We start from the raw sequence: 18,255 nt of genomic DNA on the forward strand, positions 1-18,255 counted from the left end.
TTTAATTATTCCGTCTTTTAAGTTCATTTTTATCAATGTCTTTATATTAAGGGAGTATAATGAATATTAAACACGTTAGCGCCGCTTTTCTCCTGTTCTGCGCTGCAGCCGTGGAGGCTGCACCTCAAGTAATTGCACATCGAGGAGGGACCGGGGATGCGCCAGAAAATACCTTACCCGCTATTGAAAAAGCGTTGAATAACCATGCTGATGCCATCTGGATAACCGTCCAGCTAAGTAAGGATGGTGTGCCTGTGTTGTATCGTCCTTCCGATCTTAGCAGCCTGACAAATTTAAAAGGCAAGGTCTCTGAATTTACCGCCGAGCAGCTAGCGAAAGCCGATGCGGCCATTAATTTTGGTACCCCTGACTCCCCTTATCGTAATAAAAATATCGGTATTCCCACGTTGAAACAGGCGCTAACGCGCTGGCCAGATACGTTCTTCTATCTGGATATAAAATCCCCGGATGCAGTACCGGCCGATATTGCCAATGCAATCCACCGCGTTTTGAGCAGCAGCAAGGCGCTACAACGTACGCGTATCTATTCGACGGATTCACGCTTTTTAGCGGCGCTGCCTCCGGATGTGGCCCGTTTCGAAAGCCGGGATATAACGCGTACGTTACTGGCCAATGTTACCATGGGTCACCAGTGCGGAATTACTGCCGAAGATTCTCGGGAGCGCTGGTATGGCCTGGAGCTTCAGAGCCAGGTTGAGGTGGTTGAAAAATTCACGCTGGGAGAGGGGCGCTCTAAAGCAACAATGCGCTGGGATGACGAAGCGATGTCCTGCTTCCGTTCACAGCCGGGCGCACATATCATTCTACTCGGCATCAACGATGCCGAGAGCTACCAGCAGGCTGTGAAACTTGGAGCTGACGGCGTTCTCGTCAATTCTCCATTGATGATTGCCGGGTTGAAATAGCGGTTGTAGGCAATAAGCCATCCGGGGGGAACATTATTCCATCGGATGGCGAGCGTTATTATGACGCTGAGGCAGTTTTAATGGGTGTGTTGCGGTAAAAATGTGACATAAGTCAGATAACTGCGTTCTGTCGCTGGACAATCATTCCTTTTATTCCGCGTTTCGCTTATTCTAGCTGAAGCGTTTCAGTCGATTAAATGTTCGACAATTAACCAATTAGTCGCAGTTTGCGACAGGTAAGGTTTCCCTGAGCGATTTGCTGCATTACTCTGTCTGCCACATCGTTTCTGAGAAATCCTTGCAGGAGACCTATGACCGTACGCGTAGCGATTAATGGTTTCGGTCGCATCGGACGCAACGTGGTTCGTGCTTTGTATGAATCCGGGCGTCGGGCGGAAATCACCGTGGTGGCAATCAACGAACTGGCGGATGCTGCAGGCATGGCGCATTTGTTGAAATATGACACCAGCCATGGGCGTTTTGCCTGGGATGTTCGTCAGGAACGTGACCAGCTCATCGTTGGTGATGACGCGATCCGCATTTTGCATGAGCGAACGCTCGACGCGCTGCCATGGCGTGAACTGGGTGTTGACGTTGTGCTGGATTGTACGGGCGTCTTCGGTAACCGCGAACACGGCGAGGCGCATATTGCCGCCGGTGCAAAAAAAGTGCTCTTTTCACATCCTGGCAGTCCCGACATCGACGCAACGGTTGTATTTGGCGTTAATCAGGATCAGCTGCGCGCTGAGCACCGAATTGTATCCAACGCCTCCTGCACCACGAATTGTATAATTCCCGTCATTAAATTGCTGGATGATGCTTACGGCATTGAGTCTGGTACCGTTACAACGATCCACTCTGCGATGCACGATCAGCAGGTGATTGATGCCTATCATCCTGACCTGCGTCGTACGCGAGCGGCCAGCCAGTCAATTATTCCGGTTGATACCAAACTGGCGGCGGGTATTACGCGAATTTTTCCGCAATTTAACGATCGTTTTGAAGCGATCGCGGTGCGTGTACCGACCATAAATGTGACGGCGATCGACTTAAGCGTGACGGTGAAAAAACCGGTAAAAGCCAGCGAAGTCAACCAGTTGCTGCAAAAAGCAGCACAAGGTGCATTTCATGGTATAGTTGACTATACGGAATTACCGTTGGTCTCTGTAGATTTTAACCATGACCCGCACAGCGCCATCGTTGATGGTACGCAAACGCGCGTGAGTGGTGCTCACCTGATCAAGACTCTGGTCTGGTGTGATAATGAATGGGGCTTTGCTAACCGTATGCTCGACACAACGTTAGCGATGGCTGCTATTGGTTTCAGGCTCGACGCTTGAGCGTCGACAAAACTTTAAGTATCAACGAGAGGATTCACCATGTCTGTAATTAAGATGACCGATCTGGATCTGGCTGGTAAACGCGTTTTTATCCGTGCCGACCTGAACGTACCAGTTAAAGAAGGGAAAGTAACCAGCGACGCGCGTATCCGTGCTTCCCTGCCGACCATCGAACTGGCCCTGAAGCAGGGTGCTAAAGTGATGGTAACTTCCCACCTGGGTCGTCCTACCGAAGGCGAGTACAACGAAGAATTCTCTCTGCTGCCGGTTGTTAACTACCTGAAAGACAAACTGTCTGCTCCGGTTCGCCTGGTAAAAGATTACCTGGACGGCGTTGAAGTCGCTGCCGGTGAGCTGGTGGTCCTGGAAAACGTTCGCTTCAACAAAGGCGAGAAGAAAGACGACGAAGTTCTGTCCAAAAAATATGCGGCGCTGTGCGACGTATTCGTCATGGATGCTTTCGGTACGGCTCACCGTGCGCAGGCTTCTACCCACGGTATCGGCAAATTCGCTGATGTAGCTTGCGCGGGTCCGCTGCTGGCTGCTGAGCTGGACGCGCTGGGCAAAGCGCTGAAAGAACCGGCTCGTCCGATGGTTGCTATCGTTGGTGGTTCTAAAGTTTCTACCAAACTGACCGTTCTGGACTCCCTGTCTAAAATCGCTGACCAGCTGATCGTTGGCGGCGGTATCGCGAACACCTTCGTTGCCGCTCAAGGCCACAACGTCGGTAAATCTCTGTACGAAGCCGACCTGGTTGACGAAGCTAAGCGTCTGCTGACCACTTGCGATATCCCGGTTCCGACCGACGTTCGCGTAGCGACTGAGTTCTCCGAAACTGCGCCGGCGACGCTGAAATCCGTTAGCGACGTGAAAGAAGACGAGCAGATCCTGGATATCGGCGACGCTTCTGCACAGCAGCTGGCTGAAATCCTGAAGAATGCGAAAACCATTCTGTGGAACGGCCCGGTTGGCGTGTTCGAATTCCCGAACTTCCGTAAAGGTACTGAAATCGTTGCTAACGCTATCGCAGACAGCGAAGCGTTCTCCATCGCGGGCGGCGGCGATACCCTGGCAGCAATCGACCTGTTCGGCATTGCTGACAAAATCTCCTACATCTCCACTGGCGGCGGCGCTTTCCTCGAATTCGTGGAAGGTAAAGTATTGCCAGCAGTAGCGATGCTCGAAGAGCGCGCTAAAAAGTAAGCATTTAATGGGCAGGGTAACCTGCCCAATTATTAGCGCGCTTTAGAGCGCGCGCCCTTTCCAAGGCCGAAGATACAGGACTCGCAACATGTCTAAAATTTTTGATTTCGTAAAACCAGGCGTAATCACTGGTGATGACGTACAGAAAGTTTTCCAGGTAGCTAAAGAAAACAACTTTGCTCTGCCAGCTGTTAACTGCGTTGGTACCGACTCCATCAACGCCGTACTGGAAACCGCTGCAAAAGTTAAAGCGCCGGTAATCGTACAGTTCTCCAACGGTGGTGCTTCTTTCATCGCGGGTAAAGGCGTGAAGTCCGACGTGCCTCAGGGCGCTGCAATCCTGGGTGCTATCTCTGGCGCGCATCACGTTCACCAGATGGCTGAACACTACGGTGTTCCGGTTATCCTGCACACTGACCACTGCGCGAAGAAACTGCTGCCGTGGATCGACGGTCTGCTGGACGCGGGTGAAAAACACTTCGCAGCAACCGGCAAACCGCTGTTCTCTTCTCACATGATCGACCTGTCTGAAGAGTCTCTGGAAGAGAACATCGAAATCTGCTCCAAATACCTGGCGCGCATGTCCAAAATGGGCATGACCCTGGAAATCGAACTGGGTTGCACCGGTGGCGAAGAAGACGGCGTGGACAACAGCCACATGGACGCTTCCGCACTGTACACCCAGCCGGAAGACGTTGATTATGCGTACACCGAGCTGAGCAAAATCAGCCCGCGTTTCACCATCGCCGCTTCCTTCGGTAACGTACACGGCGTTTACAAGCCGGGTAACGTGGTTCTGACCCCGACCATCCTGCGCGACTCTCAGGACTATGTTTCTAAGAAACATAACCTGCCGCACAACAGCCTGAACTTCGTCTTCCACGGCGGTTCCGGTTCTACTGCTCAGGAAATCAAAGACTCCGTAAGCTACGGCGTAGTGAAAATGAACATCGATACCGATACCCAATGGGCGACCTGGGAAGGTGTTCTGAACTACTACAAAGCAAACGAAGCTTACCTGCAGGGCCAGCTGGGTAACCCGAAAGGCGAAGATCAGCCGAACAAGAAATACTACGATCCGCGCGTTTGGCTGCGTGCTGGTCAGACAAGCATGATCACCCGTCTGGAACAGGCTTTCAAAGAACTGAACGCGGTTGACGTTCTGTAATTTACGCCGTTCTACGTGACATGAGGCCCGCCAATGCGGGCCTTTTTTATTGCCATTTCAACAGGCTGCTGGCAGAGATTTCTGTGATCTGTTTGGCAAAAATCAGGTTTATTGTTTACTCTTGTCAGATTGCCAGTCCCGGCGGGGCGGCTTTATTTTTTCCCATTTGGGTAAGCAAAAAAGGAATAGTGAATGGAAGATTTGAATGTTGTCGACAGCATAAACGGGGCGGGCACCTGGCTGGTCCGCAATCAGGAACTGCTGTTGAGCTATGCCGTCAACATCGTTGCGGCCATCGCCATTGTTATCATCGGTATGATTGTGGCGCGTATCGTATCAAACACCGTTAATCGTCTGATGGTGTCGCGGAAAATTGATGCAACGGTTGCCGATTTTCTCTCCGCACTGGTGCGCTACGGTATTATCGCGTTCACGCTGATTGCCGCGCTGGGCCGCGTTGGGGTGCAAACCGCCTCCGTGATCGCCGTTCTCGGTGCCGCAGGTTTAGCCGTGGGTCTGGCGCTGCAAGGTTCGCTGTCCAACCTTGCCGCAGGCGTGCTGTTGGTGATGTTCCGTCCGTTCCGCGCGGGTGAGTATGTAGACCTCGGCGGCGTAGCGGGAACCGTACTTAACGTGCAGATTTTCTCTACCACCATGCGTACCGTAGACGGTAAGATTGTGGTGATCCCGAACGGTAAAATCATTGCCGGGAACATCATTAACTTCTCTCGCGAACCGGTTCGTCGTAACGAATTCATTATCGGCGTGGCCTACGATTCCGATATCGATCAGGTGAAGAAAATCCTCACCGATATCATCCAATCCGACGAGCGCATCCTTAAAGATCGTGAAATGACGGTGCGCCTGAATGAACTGGGCGCTTCTTCGATTAATTTCGTTGTACGCGTCTGGAGCAACAGCAGCGATCTGCAAAGCGTCTATTGGGACGTACTGGAGCGTATTAAGCGCGAGTTTGACGCCAACGGCATCAGCTTCCCGTATCCGCAGATGGATGTGAACTTCAAGCGTGTCAAAGAGAACGCGGCAGAGTAATCTTTTTCTGCACCACGGTGCCGGATGGCGCTTCGCTTATCCGGCCTGGTCAGATTTCTATACTGTAGGCCGGAGAAGGCGTTAGCTGCTATCCGGCAAAATATCTTCTCATTAATTTCTCTAATCTACGATTAATATTATCAATTTCCGCTAATGATTCTCCCGCGCTATAGTCTGCTCCTAAGAGAAATAGTTCGGGATGAGTAACGTGTTATCTTATTATTTTCAAGGGCTTGCGCTTGGCGCGGCCATGATACTACCGCTTGGTCCGCAAAACGCCTTTGTAATGAATCAGGGCATTCGTCGCCAGTATCACATCATGATTGCATTACTCTGTGCCATCAGCGATCTGGTGCTGATTTGCGCGGGGATTTTTGGCGGTAGCGCCTTGCTGATGCAGTCACCGTGGCTGATGGCGCTGGTCACCTGGGGGGGAGTGGCGTTTCTACTCTGGTACGGTTTCGGTGCGTTAAAAACGGCGATGAGCAGTAATCTGGAACTGGCCAGCGCTGAAGTAATGAAGCAGGGGCGCTGGAAAATCATCGCCACTATGCTGGCGGTGACCTGGCTTAACCCACACGTTTATCTGGATACCTTTGTGGTGTTGGGGAGTCTCGGAGGCCAACTGGACGTTGAACCTAAGCGCTGGTTTGCGCTGGGTACCGTCAGCGCCTCGTTCCTGTGGTTCTTTGGTCTGGCATTGCTGGCGGCCTGGCTGGCGCCGCGTCTGCGCACTGCTAAAGCACAGCGCATCATCAATATCTTAGTAGGATTAGTGATGTGGTTTATCGCTTTTCAGCTGGCAAAAGAAGGTGTTACGCATGTTCATGCGCTGTTCAACTAAGTGTTGTCTGATGGACAACGCAGCGAGATCGGCTAAGCTTGCCTGCATGTGCCCTGAGTTTCGGGGTAATTAATGAAACATGGAGGAACGACTGTGAAGTTCAAAATAATGGCCCTGGCGGCATTAGTCGGATTCAGCGCACTATCGGTACAGGCAAATGAGCTGCCAAACGGACCGCACATCGTGACTTCCGGAACGGCAAGCGTGGATGCAACGCCTGATATCGCCACCCTGGCGATTGAAGTCAATGTTGCTGCGAAGGATGCGGCTTCAGCGAAGAAGCAAGCCGATGAGCGCGTGGCGCAATATCTGTCCTTCCTTGAGCAGAATCAGATAGCGAAGAAAGACATTAGCGCTGCCAACCTGCGCACGCAGCCGGACTACGATTACCAGAACGGCAAAAGCATCCTCAAAGGTTATCGTGCGGTGCGTACCGTTGAAGTGACGCTGCGTCAGCTGGACAAACTCAACGCTCTGCTTGATGGCGCGCTAAAGGCTGGTCTGAATGAGATCCGTTCGGTATCGCTTGGCGTCGCCCAACCGGATGCCTACAAAGATAAGGCGCGTAAAGCGGCAATTGATGATGCAATTCATCAGGCTGAACAGCTGGCGGCGGGCTTTAACAGCAAACTGGGACCCGTTTATAGTGTGCGCTACCACGTGTCCAATTATCAGCCGAGCCCGATGGTACGGATGATGAAAGCAGATGCAGCGCCTGCGGCATCCGCTCAGGAAACCTACGAACAGCCGGTTATTCAGTTTGACGATCAGGTTGATGTGGTCTTCCAGATTGAACCGACGGCGGGGCAGCCGGCAGCAACACCTGCCAAAACCCAGTAATCTTTTTAAACCCGGCCTTCCAGCCGGGTTTTTTCTGTGAGCAACTGTAAAAATGAGATCTCACATCCAGTCTTTTTTTTCGCCGTAATGAGGATAGGCCATAGCGATTTTTAAGGGGACGCTATGGATATTTTTATCTCGAAAAAGATGCGTAATTTCATTCTGCTGGCGCAAACCAATAACATCGCCAGAGCGGCAGAAAAAATCCATATGACCGCATCGCCTTTCGGTAAAAGCATTGCCGCACTGGAAGATCAAATCGGCTATACGCTGTTTACCCGCAAAGATAACAACATCAGCCTGAATAAAGCCGGGCAGGAGCTCTATCAGAAACTGTTCCCTGTTTATCAGCGTCTCTCTGCTATTGATAACGAAATCCATAACGCCTCTCGCCGCTCGCGAGAAATCGTCATCGGCATCGACAATACCTATCCAACGATTATTTTCGACCAGTTGATTAGCCTTGGCGACAAGTACGATGGCGTGACGGCTCAGGCCATTGAATTCAGCGAGAATGGGGTGATCGATAACCTGTTCGATCGGAAACTGGATTTTATTATCTCACCGCAGCACGTTTCCCCTCGCGTGCAGGAACTGGAAAATCTGGCGATTAGCGAGTTGTCTCCGCTGCGTCTGGGGTTTCTCGTTTCCCGGCGCTACGAAGAAAAACAGCCGCATGAGCTGCTACGTGAGCTGCCATGGCTGCAAATGCGCTTCCAGAATCGCGCCAACTTTGAGGCGATGCTCGATGCTTACATGCGGCCCTGCGGAATTCATCCGACGATTATCTACCGCCCGTACAGCTTTATGGCCAAGATTAGCGCGGTGGAGCGTGGGCAGTTTTTGACGGTGATCCCCCATTTTGCCTGGCGGCTGGTTAACCCCTCGACGTTGAAATATTTTGATGCGCCCGGCAGCCCTATGTATATGCAGGAATTTCTCTATTCGCTGAAAAACCATCGTTATACCGCCACGATGCTTCAGCATATTGCTGAAGATCGTGAGGGTACGGCAAGTTAAACGAGCATCGATCCGGTTTCGATCAGGTTACGATGCAGATCGAACGCATGGCTGAGATCGTGATGGATATGCCCGCCGGGCGCTCGTTCCAGATAACGGTGCAGGTAGTCCCGATACAGAGGATGCGCACAGTTATCGATAATCGTGTGCGCCCGCTGCATCGGAGATAACCCACGCAGATCGGCAATTCCCTGTTCGGTAACGATCACTTTGACGCTATGTTCGCTGTGATCGACATGGCTGCACATCGGTACGATGGTGGAGATTTTCCCGCCTTTGGCAATCGACGGCGCCATAAAGATCGACAGGTAGGCGTTGCGCTCGAAATCGCCGCTGCCGCCAATGCCATTCATCAGGTTCACACCTGCTACGTGTGTGGAATTGGCATGACCGTAGATGTCAAACTCCAGACCGACATTGAGCGCAATGACGCCCAGCCGACGAATGATTTCCGGGTTATTGGAAATCTCCTGCGGGCGCAGCACAATCCGACTGGCGAAGAAGTCCATGTTGTCATAAATCTTCTGCAGCGATGGGGCTGAAATGGTCAAACTGGAGGCGCTGGCGCCGGTTATCTTGCCCGTTTCCAGCAGATGCACCACAGATTCTTGCAACACCTCGGAATACATCATAAAGGGTGGAATATCCGGGTTCTCGCCCAGTCGCGCCATTACCGCGTTGTTGATATTGCCCACGCCGCTTTGTAAGGGCAGGAATTCCGCTGGGATGCGTTTGTGCGCCATTTCCGCCAGCAGAAATGTAACCACGTTATCGGCAATTTGCTGGCTGACCGGGTTGCTTTTATCCGCGGCATTTCCGGCATCGGGTAGTTCGGTATCCACGACCGCGATAATTTTTTTCGGGTCTATCTGCACACACTGGCTGCCCACGCGATCCATGGTGTGAAAAATCGGTACGCTGTTTCGCCGCGGCGGCGCGCCGGGTATCACAATGTCGGCAAACTCCGCCACGCGCGGGTTATGGTAATGATTCAGTTCGATAATCACCTTTTTCGCCCGCAGCAGCCAGGTCGGCGCGTTGCCGATGCCGCTGGAAAGCCAAATCCGACCATCTGGCGCAATGGCGGAGGCTTCAATGACGGCAACATCGATCTCGCCAAAAAAGCCATAATTGACCATTTGCGCCACTTCGCTCAAATGGAGATCGACAAACCTCACCTGGCCCTGATTAATTTTCTCGCGCAGGCCAGATGATGTTTGATAAGGCGCCCGCCAGGAAACGGCATCCGCCGCGGATAGCGCATCATCAGCGGCAGCGCCAATTGAGGCTCCTGTCAGCAGGCGGATTTGAAAAGGTTGCCCGACCTGATGCCGTTCGCAGGCGAGTTGAGCAATTGCGTTAGGTAATGCTTTTGGCGAACCCGCAGGGGTAAAGCCGCTGAATGCCACCATATCGTCGTGCTGGATAATTTCTGCCGCTTCTTCGGCACTCATCCGTTTCATGGCCGTCTCCTTCCTCGGGCGTGATTAATGGCCGACAAAATTGGGTTTACGTTTTTCCATAAACGCGTTCATCCCTTCCTGATAATCCTCGCTGTCGTACACCGCGCGGCGCATGCCCTGAATACGCTCAAATTCGTCTGAGTTCATGGTGTGCGCTTCGCCCAGCACGCGCAGTTCTTCTTTAATGACGGCGATGGCCAGCGGCGCTTTCTCCGAGATGTGGTGCGCCATTTGCAGAGTGAAATCCTCCAGTTCGTCGACAGGAACCACATGGTTGAGGATCCCGACGGCCATCGCACGCTGAGCGGTAATCGGCGAGGCGGTAAAGATCAGCTCTTTCACGATGTGGAATCCAGCATCGCGGGTCAGGTTGTGGATGCCGACCAGGTTATACGGTACCCCGAGGTTGACCGGTGTCATCGAGAAGGTAGAGGTTTCAGCGGCGATGATCAGATCGGAACTCATGATCATCTCAAACGCGCCGCCCCAGACGCTCCCCTCAACCATGGAGATCACCGGTTTTGGATATTTCTGGATCATGCGGGTGATCTGGCGCAGCGGATCGTCATAGGAGAGCGGATCGCGACGTCCGGAGGGGAGTTCATGAATATCATGTCCGGCAGAGAACACTTTGGCCCCGCTCGGGGCGCGCAGAATGATGCAGCGAATTTCCGGACGATTAAGATCGCTCAGCGCCTGCATCAGATCGTCGATAAACACTTTGCTCAGCGCATTGAGTTTGCGGGTGTAATTGAACTCAATAACCGCGACTTTCTGGATGATGACTACGTTGACGTATTGATAAGACATAATGTTCTCTTTATTCAAAGTAATGATGCTGGATAAATTCACTGATGTGACGCAGACCGGTACGCGGCGAAAGGTCGTTATTTTTGACGGCCTGCAGCGTCTGCTGGAAATAACGGTCGAAATCAGTCCGGGTAAACAGCAGATGCAAAGCTTCTTCTTCAGCCTGCTTGTGTAACCAGTCCACCGCTTGCTGCTGGCGGACTTTTTCCAGTCGACCGCTGACGGTAAGGCACGTTTTAAAGTCAGTTATCGCCTGCCAAATCTCCTCGATGCCACGTTTTTCCAGGGCGCTACAGGCCAGAACCTGCGGCTGCCACTCGTCATACTTGCGGCGCAGAATATGCAGGGCGGATTCGTACATATGGCGGGCGATGGCAACCTGGTTACGGTTATCACCGTCGTCCTTGTTGATGACGACCAGATCCGCCATCTCCATCAGGCCCTTTTTGATGCCCTGCAAATCGTCGCCACCGCCGGCAATTTGCAGTGAGATAAAGCAATCCACCATGCCGGCGACTTCAGTTTCTGACTGCCCGACGCCGACGGTTTCCACAATCACCACGTCAAAGCCCGCCGCCTCGCACAACAGCATTAATTCACCGGCACGCTGGCTGGCGCCGCCTAAATGACCGCTGGAAGGAACCGGGCGAATAAATGCCGATTCTGCGCGGGACAGTTCCGTCATCCGGGTTTTATCGCCAAGAATGCTGCCGCCGCTAACGGGACTACTGGGATCGACCGCAATCACTGCCACCCGTAATCCCCGACGGATCAACAGCATACCGAACGCCTCCAGAAAGGTGCTTTTGCCCGCGCCCGGCGTGCCAGTGATGCCCAGACGCAGCGCGTTACCGGTGAACGGCATTATCGCGTCCAGCAATTGCGTACTCAGTGGCTGGTGGCGCGGGTGGCTGCTCTCAACCAGCGTCATCGCCTGGGCAAGCGTGGCCCGTTCACCGCGCCGCAAGCGTCGGACGGCATCGTCAAGCGTGGCGGCGTTAATCATGATGCTGACTGATCCGGGTCAATACATCGCGGACGCTGTCGAGCATTGGCGTGCCGGGGCCATAAATGGCTGCCACGCCATGCTCGTACAGGAAGGCGTAGTCCTGTGGTGGTATCACACCGCCTGCCACCACGCAGATATCTGCGCGTCCCCAGCCTTTGAGCGCCGTGACCAGTTCAGGGATCAACGTCTTATGCCCTGCAGCCAGTGACGATGCGCCTATGACATGTACATCGTTTTCTACCGCCAGACGGGCGATCTCTTCTGGCGTGGAGAACATCGGACTGAGATCGACGTCGAAGCCGAGATCGGAGTAGGCGCTGGCGATCACTTTCGCGCCGCGATCGTGACCATCCTGGCCCATCTTGGCGATCAGGATCCGAGGTCGGCGACCATTTTCCGCGAGGAACTGTTCGGTTTGCGCAACAATGGCGTCGAACTCATTGGCGGATTTGTCGGACTGGTGATAGCTTTGCGCAATCACGCCGGTGACGCACTGGCTGGGCACCAGATAGCGGTCAAAAGCGGCTTCCAGCGCGTCGGAGATCTCACCGAGCGTGGCGCGAACGCGGGCGGCATTAACGGCGGCGGCCAGCAGATTTTCATTATGCTGCGCGGCGTGGGTCAGCGCCGTCAGCGCGGCGTTGACGGCATCATTGTCGCGAGTTGCGCGGATATGCTGCAACGAAGCAATCTGTTCGTTGCGCACCTTCACGTTGTCGATTTCCAGTACCGACGTTTCGTCTTCTTTATCCAGCTTGTACTTGTTCACGCCAACGATGACGCGTTTGCCCTGGTCGATCAGCGACTGCTCGCGCGCCGAAGCTTCTTCGATCATCCGTTTGGGGAGTCCAGCTTCAATCGCCTTCGCCATGCCGCCCGCTTCATCAATTTGTTTAATGATCGTGCGCGCCTGCTTCACGATTTGATCGGTCAATGATTCGACGTAGTACGATCCGGCCAGCGGATCGACGGTGCGGCAGATCTCTGACTCCTCCTGAATAATGATCTGTGTATTACGCGCGATGCGGGCGGAGAAATCGGTGGGCAGACCGAGCGCTTCATCAAAGGCGTTGGTGTGCAGCGACTGGGTGCCGCCAAGCGTGGCGCCGAGCGCTTCAATGGTTGTGCGGATCACGTTGTTGTAGGGATCCTGCTCGGTCAGACTCCAGCCGGAGGTCTGGCAGTGGGTACGCAGAGCGAGAGATTTCGGGTTGGTTGCGCCAAAACCGCTGACGGCTTCACTCCACAAATAGCGAGCCGCGCGCAGCATGGCGACGTTCATAAACAGATCCATGCCGATACCGAAGAAGAATGACAGACGCGGGGCGAAGTCATCAATTTTCAGCCCGGCAGACAGTGCGGCTTTGATGTACTCAATGCCGTCAGCCAGCGTAAACGCCACCTGCTGAACGCAGTTCGCTCCGGCTTCCCCCATGTGATAACCGCTGATACTGATGGTGTTATAACGCGGCATATTGGCGGAGCACCAGGCGATGATGTCGGCGATGATGCGCATTGAAGGTTTTGGTGGATAGATGTAGGTGTTGCGGCACAGATACTCTTTCAGAATATCGTTCTGAATGGTCCCGGTGAGCTGTTCCGGCGTTACGCCTTGTTCCTCAGCCGCGACGATATAAAACGCCAGTACCGGCAGCACCGCGCCGTTCATCGTCATCGACACCGACATCTTATCCAGCGGGATCTGATCAAACAGCACCTTCATATCTTCGACGGTATCGATCGCCACGCCCGCTTTGCCGACATCGCCCGCCACGCGCGGGTTGTCAGAGTCATAGCCGCGGTGGGTGGCAAGGTCAAAGGCAACGGAAAGCCCTTTTTGTCCGGCGGCGAGGTTGCGGCGGTAAAAGGCGTTGGATTCTTTGGCGGTAGAGAAACCGGCATACTGGCGGATGGTCCACGGCTGCGCGGTATACATGGTGGCGCGTGGGCCGCGCACGTAAGGCGGCAGGCCGGGCAGGGTGCCCGTGACTTCCAGATTATCGAGGTCAGCCTCGGTGTACAGCGGCTTGATGACAATCCCTTCCGCCGTCTGTCTTTCCAGCGACTCAACGGTTTTTTCCCGTCGACTGAGTTCTTTATTGGCAAGTGTTTGCCACTCTTGCACGTTAGCCATTTTTTGCTCCGTATTACGCAATAAGTTGAATCTTTACGAGATACGGTGAGCTTTTTCATTTGGCTTGTCGCCAGCAAAAAATAGCCAACAGGGCGTCGTTTTTTGCCGCGTGGTATGTTTTATTTTGTGATGTATTTCAAAGACGTGGCGGGAATAACATGAAAAAGCGGTAAGAGGGGGTAGGCCGGATAAGGCGTTACGCCGCCATCCGGCACTCAGAGGCTACAAACAGTTTAATCCTGACGCAGTACGTTGTGACCGTAAGCCAGCAGCGCGTCGGTAACGTTGCGCATCATCCGGCTTTCCGGCGCAAAACGGTGCCAGTACAACATCCGACGCTGGAACAGGCCCGGCGTCAAGTCGATGAGCTCACCGCTTTCCAGCTCTTTTTCTATCTGTAAGTGCGGGATCATGCAGCAGGTCGTGCCCTGACGGGCCAACTGGACGAAGGCTTCTGATGAGTTAACGATATGGCACGGCACGCTGCCTGGCGGCAGATCGAAGTTTTGTTGCAGGAACGCCTGATGCATATCATCAAGATGGTCAAACGCGACCGCCGGGGCTTTCAGCAGGGCAGAGCGAGTGACGCCGTTCGGGAAATAGCGCTCGGCGAACGCTTTTGAACCCACAAACAGGTAATCCAGCGCGCCAAGTTTATCCACCAGACAGCTTGGCAGCGCCTGATGTTGAATACTCACCGCACCGACCACTTCACCACGGCGCAGACGTTCCTGCGTTCGCGTTTCATCCTCAACCTGCAGGTTCAGCCGAATCGGTGAATTAGCCAGTACCGGGGCCAGCGCCGGAAGCAACCAGGTTGCCAGACTGTCGGCGTTCACCGCCAGCGAAAGCAGCAGCGGCGTGGAGCCAGTTTGCTCATCACCCAGCCACTCATCTTCCAGCAGTTCAACCTGGCGTAAAAGCGCCAGGAGTTTCTGCCCTTGTTCAGTAGGGCGAGGCGGTACTGTACGCACCAGCAGCGGCTGTCCGAACATATTCTCAAGCTGTTTTATGCGCTGTGAAACGGCGGATTGCGTGATGCACAGCTTTTGCGCCGCGCGCTCAAATCCTCGTTCACGAATAACCGCATCCAGTGCTTGTAGTGTTCTGTAGTCCGGACGTTTCATTGCTTTGGCGCACTCCTGAAATTTTTGCTTGTTCTGCACTATGACACAAATTTGGGTTGGGTAAAGACGAAATCAGCCACCCGGGAGCGGGTGTGGGGACATTTTTCTGCACAATGTTCTATAATGCGCGTGAATTTTCCCACCATATTCACACCACAGGCGAAACGATCATGACGCAGGATGAACTGAAAAAAGCAGTAGGATGGGCGGCACTTCAGTATGTACAGCCCGGTACCATTGTGGGCGTAGGTACAGGTTCAACAGCCGCACACTTTATTGATGCGCTGGGCACAATGAAAGGTCAGATTGAAGGCGCGGTGTCCAGTTCTGACGCCTCGACCGAAAAACTCAAAAGCCTTGGCATCCACGTGTTCGATCTTAACGAAGTGGACAGCCTCGGCGTCTACGTTGACGGCGCAGATGAAATCAACGGCCATATGCAGATGATTAAAGGCGGTGGCGCAGCGTTGACCCGTGAAAAAATCATTGCTTCCGTGGCGAAGAAATTTATTTGCATCGCTGACGCGTCCAAAGAAGTCGATATTCTCGGTAACTTCCCGTTGCCGGTAGAAGTTATCCCAATGGCGCGTAGCGCAGTGGCTCGCCAGTTGGTGAAGCTGGGCGGTCGTCCTGAATACCGTCAGGGCGTGGTAACTGACAATGGTAACGTGATCCTTGACGTGCATGGTCTGGAAATCCTCGACGCTATCGCACTGGAAAACGCCATTAATGCGATTCCGGGCGTGGTAACCGTAGGTTTGTTCGCTAACCGTGGTGCGGATGTCGCGCTGATCGGTACCCCAGACGGCGTGAAAACTATCGTAAAATGATCTGATGGGAGCGTCTTCTCCCGTTAAAAAAATTTTGGCAGGGCAAATTTGGTGACTTGTGTCACGTTTACAATATTGCCCTGCCGATCTCTCCAAAGAAAAAGTTATCGCCAGTATTTTCCTCTGACATTTCCCGCTGAATGACATTTCCTCAGCATGACGACGCAAACGTTCATATTGCTGCAATATTATTTTTTGATATGTTGAAGAGGCGGATGAAAATCCCACACACAACACATCAGATTGGACAAAAAAGACAGGGTCGGGGAAATGGCAAAGGTATCACTGGAGAAAGATAAGATTAAATTTCTGCTGGTAGAAGGCGTGCACCAAAAAGCACTCGAGAGCCTTCGTGCAGCAGGTTATACCAACATCGAGTTTCACAAAGGCGCTCTGGACACCGAACAACTGAAAGAGTCCATCCGTGATGCTCACTTCATTGGCCTGCGATCCCGTACCCATCTGACTGAAGATGTAATTGCCGCCGCAGAAAAACTGGTCGCGATTGGTTGCTTCTGCATCGGCACCAACCAGGTTGATCTTAGCGCTGCGGCAAAGCGCGGGATCCCGGTGTTTAACGCGCCATTCTCTAACACACGTTCCGTTGCTGAACTGGTGATTGGCGAACTGCTGCTACTGCTACGCGGCGTACCAGAAGCGAATGCCAAAGCGCACCGCGGCGTGTGGAATAAACTGGCTACTGGCTCTTTTGAAGCGCGTGGCAAAAAACTGGGGATCATCGGCTACGGGCACATCGGTACTCAGTTAGGCATTCTGGCGGAATCGCTGGGGATGCATGTCTATTTCTATGATATTGAAAATAAACTTCCGCTGGGTAACGCCACGCAGGTTCAGCATCTTTCCGACCTGCTCAATATGAGCGACGTGGTGAGCCTGCACGTGCCGGAAAATGCCTCTACCAAAAACCTGATGGGCGCGCGTGAGATTTCGCTGATGAAACCGGGCGCGCTGCTGATTAACGCCGCACGCGGTACGGTGGTTGATATTCCTGCGTTGTGCGACGCGTTAGCGACCAAACATCTTGCAGGGGCGGCAATTGACGTGTTCCCAACCGAACCGGCAACGAACAGCGATCCGTTCACTTCGCCGCTGTGTGATTTCGACAACGTGATCCTGACGCCGCATATTGGTGGTTCCACGCTGGAAGCACAGGAAAATATCGGTCTGGAAGTGGCGGGGAAACTGATCAAGTATTCCGACAACGGCTCCACGCTGTCTGCGGTTAACTTCCCGGAAGTTTCGCTGCCGCTGCACGGTGGTCGTCGTCTGATGCACATTCACGAAAACCGTCCTGGCGTTCTGACCGCGCTGAACCAGATTTTTGCCGAGCAGGGCGTCAACATTGCCGCGCAGTATCTGCAGACTTCCGCGCAGGTAGGTTATGTGGTCATCGATATTGAAGCGGATGAAGATGTGGCGGAAAAAGCGCTGCTGGCGATGAAAGCCCTTCCGGGAACCATTCGCGCCCGTCTGCTGTACTAATTTCCTCTAAATGGGCAGGCGATGACCTGCCCATCTTTCCTCTGATTTCCCTGCCTCAAAATTTCTTTCTGTAACGCATACATTCTGTTTTCGAGCCTTGCCGCAATTGGCAACTAAAGGCAGTGCTGCGTGTTGTACAGCACTAAAAGAAATTTACGATAGGGGCTCAGCATCGCGCTGAAACGGGAAAGCCCCTACCGAAGCAGGGGCTCTAAAAAGGAAAGGGACGATGATGAGATACGTCATCATGCTGCTGATCCTGTTAATCATCGCTTGCCCAGCATATTAACAGAGAGTACGCAGGAGGGAGGTTCGCCTCCCTCACCCTTCACCGAGGAATTTAGGTCAAAAAAACGGCGCTGTCAATCGGCAAAAAACGGCTACCACTGCCAAATTTTGGATGGTGTCACCACCGCAGGCAGTGGGATATCCCACTCTTCGACAGGCAGCTTTTCCACTAACTGGCAATCATGCGCGTAGCCCACGGGCTGGATCTTATGCTGCTGCCAGTTTTGCAACGTACGGTCATAAAATCCGCCGCCCATGCCCAGGCGCTGCCCGTCTTCATCAAACGCGACTAACGGCGTAACCAGTACATCCAGCTTTGCCAGTGGCAATACGTCGCGGACATCAAGTCGCGGCTCCTGGATCTTTAAGCGGTTGGTCACCAGCGCACTCTGCGGATGATAGTGCAGGAACAGCAGGTTGCCAGGGCTGAAGGGATGAAGAACCGGAAGGTAGACGCGCTTACCCGCTCGCCACAGCTGTTCGATCAGCGGTTGGGTGTCGAGTTCGCCATCGAAAGAGAGAAACACCGCTACGGTATGGGCAAGAACAACAGGGGGAAAACTGAGCATTCTGGTCGCGGCTTGCTGACCAAATTGTTGTTGCTGATCGCTGGTAAGCGCACGGCGACGCTGACGAATCAGTGTGCGTATTTCTTGTCGAGATAAAGGGAGTTCAGAAAGTAGTGTCATGGCTGTTG

The 18,255-nt window shown here is 53.4% G+C and carries 16 protein-coding genes; 10 read left to right on the forward strand and 6 right to left on the reverse strand.

All coding sequences use genetic code 11. The annotated features are described in order from the left end of the window. Positions 1-59: 59 nt before the first annotated feature. From OOJ59_RS11105 to srsR, 8 genes are all read left to right on the forward strand, one after another. Positions 60-926 (forward strand): glycerophosphodiester phosphodiesterase family protein, encoded by an 867-nt coding sequence (locus OOJ59_RS11105; RefSeq protein ID WP_160955392.1) that lies wholly within the window; start codon positions 60-62, stop codon positions 924-926. A gap of 311 nt (positions 927-1,237) precedes the next feature. Continuing rightward, positions 1,238-2,266 (forward strand): erythrose-4-phosphate dehydrogenase, encoded by a 1,029-nt coding sequence (gene epd / locus OOJ59_RS11110; RefSeq protein ID WP_038633548.1) that lies wholly within the window; start codon positions 1,238-1,240, stop codon positions 2,264-2,266. Positions 2,267-2,305: 39 nt separating this feature from the next. Continuing rightward, the gene (gene pgk / locus OOJ59_RS11115) at positions 2,306-3,469 is read left to right on the forward strand and encodes a phosphoglycerate kinase (RefSeq protein ID WP_038633545.1); all 1,164 of its coding nucleotides are present in this window, start codon (positions 2,306-2,308) and stop codon (positions 3,467-3,469) included. Positions 3,470-3,557: 88 nt separating this feature from the next. After that, positions 3,558-4,637 (forward strand): class II fructose-bisphosphate aldolase, encoded by a 1,080-nt coding sequence (gene fbaA / locus OOJ59_RS11120; protein WP_038633542.1) that lies wholly within the window; start codon positions 3,558-3,560, stop codon positions 4,635-4,637. A 192-nt stretch (positions 4,638-4,829) separates the two neighbouring features. Then, positions 4,830-5,690 carry a small-conductance mechanosensitive channel MscS gene (locus tag OOJ59_RS11125; RefSeq protein WP_038633539.1) on the forward strand — a complete coding sequence of 287 codons (861 nt, stop codon included), beginning with the start codon at positions 4,830-4,832 and terminating at the stop codon, positions 5,688-5,690. Positions 5,691-5,898: 208 nt separating this feature from the next. Further along, positions 5,899-6,534, forward strand: coding sequence for an arginine exporter ArgO (argO, locus tag OOJ59_RS11130; RefSeq protein ID WP_038642859.1), 636 nt, complete (start codon positions 5,899-5,901; stop codon positions 6,532-6,534). Positions 6,535-6,627: 93 nt separating this feature from the next. Further along, positions 6,628-7,374, forward strand: a complete 747-nt coding sequence (locus tag OOJ59_RS11135; protein WP_003027002.1) for an oxidative stress defense protein — start codon at positions 6,628-6,630, stop codon at positions 7,372-7,374. A 123-nt stretch (positions 7,375-7,497) separates the two neighbouring features. Further along, positions 7,498-8,394 carry a LysR family transcriptional regulator SrsR gene (gene srsR, locus OOJ59_RS11140; RefSeq protein ID WP_038633537.1) on the forward strand — a complete coding sequence of 299 codons (897 nt, stop codon included), beginning with the start codon at positions 7,498-7,500 and terminating at the stop codon, positions 8,392-8,394. Here srsR and OOJ59_RS11145 read toward each other — a convergent pair. The 5 genes from OOJ59_RS11145 to argP all read right to left on the reverse strand — a co-directional run bounded on the left by OOJ59_RS11145 (position 8,391) and on the right by argP (position 14,937). Then, positions 8,391-9,857, reverse strand: a complete 1,467-nt coding sequence (locus OOJ59_RS11145) for an acetyl-CoA hydrolase/transferase family protein (RefSeq protein ID WP_038633535.1) — start codon at positions 9,855-9,857, stop codon at positions 8,391-8,393. The two genes, srsR and OOJ59_RS11145, sit on opposite strands and share 4 nt — an antisense overlap. Before the next feature lie 24 nt (positions 9,858-9,881). Further along, complete coding sequence (gene scpB, locus OOJ59_RS11150) at positions 9,882-10,667, reverse strand: methylmalonyl-CoA decarboxylase (protein ID WP_079226013.1); 786 nt, start codon at positions 10,665-10,667, stop codon at positions 9,882-9,884. Between the two features lie 10 nt (positions 10,668-10,677). Continuing rightward, positions 10,678-11,673 carry a methylmalonyl Co-A mutase-associated GTPase MeaB gene (gene meaB, locus OOJ59_RS11155; protein WP_160955393.1) on the reverse strand — a complete coding sequence of 332 codons (996 nt, stop codon included), beginning with the start codon at positions 11,671-11,673 and terminating at the stop codon, positions 10,678-10,680. Next, on the reverse strand, positions 11,666-13,810 hold the full coding sequence (gene scpA / locus OOJ59_RS11160) for a methylmalonyl-CoA mutase (protein ID WP_069324812.1): 2,145 nt from the start codon (positions 13,808-13,810) through the stop codon (positions 11,666-11,668). Before scpA ends, meaB begins: the two co-directional genes overlap by 8 nt. A 233-nt stretch (positions 13,811-14,043) precedes the next feature. Beyond that, positions 14,044-14,937 carry a DNA-binding transcriptional regulator ArgP gene (argP, locus tag OOJ59_RS11165; protein WP_032940465.1) on the reverse strand — a complete coding sequence of 298 codons (894 nt, stop codon included), beginning with the start codon at positions 14,935-14,937 and terminating at the stop codon, positions 14,044-14,046. A gap of 170 nt (positions 14,938-15,107) precedes the next feature. Between argP and rpiA the strand changes: the two genes are divergently transcribed. Next, positions 15,108-15,767: a ribose-5-phosphate isomerase RpiA gene (rpiA, locus tag OOJ59_RS11170; RefSeq protein ID WP_016154364.1), complete on the forward strand. Its 660-nt coding sequence runs from the start codon at positions 15,108-15,110 to the stop codon at positions 15,765-15,767. A gap of 270 nt (positions 15,768-16,037) precedes the next feature. Continuing rightward, entirely contained in the window at positions 16,038-17,270 is a 1,233-nt protein-coding gene (serA, locus tag OOJ59_RS11175; RefSeq protein WP_006686878.1) for a phosphoglycerate dehydrogenase, read from the forward strand. Between the two features lie 380 nt (positions 17,271-17,650). Here the strand turns inward: serA and OOJ59_RS11180 are convergent, their stop codons facing one another. Beyond that, positions 17,651-18,247 carry a 5-formyltetrahydrofolate cyclo-ligase gene (locus OOJ59_RS11180; RefSeq protein ID WP_038633522.1) on the reverse strand — a complete coding sequence of 199 codons (597 nt, stop codon included), beginning with the start codon at positions 18,245-18,247 and terminating at the stop codon, positions 17,651-17,653. Positions 18,248-18,255: the final 8 nt, after the last annotated feature.

The organism is Citrobacter sp. W9 (assembly GCF_026719375.1).
Taxonomy (GTDB): domain Bacteria; phylum Pseudomonadota; class Gammaproteobacteria; order Enterobacterales; family Enterobacteriaceae; genus Citrobacter; species Citrobacter werkmanii.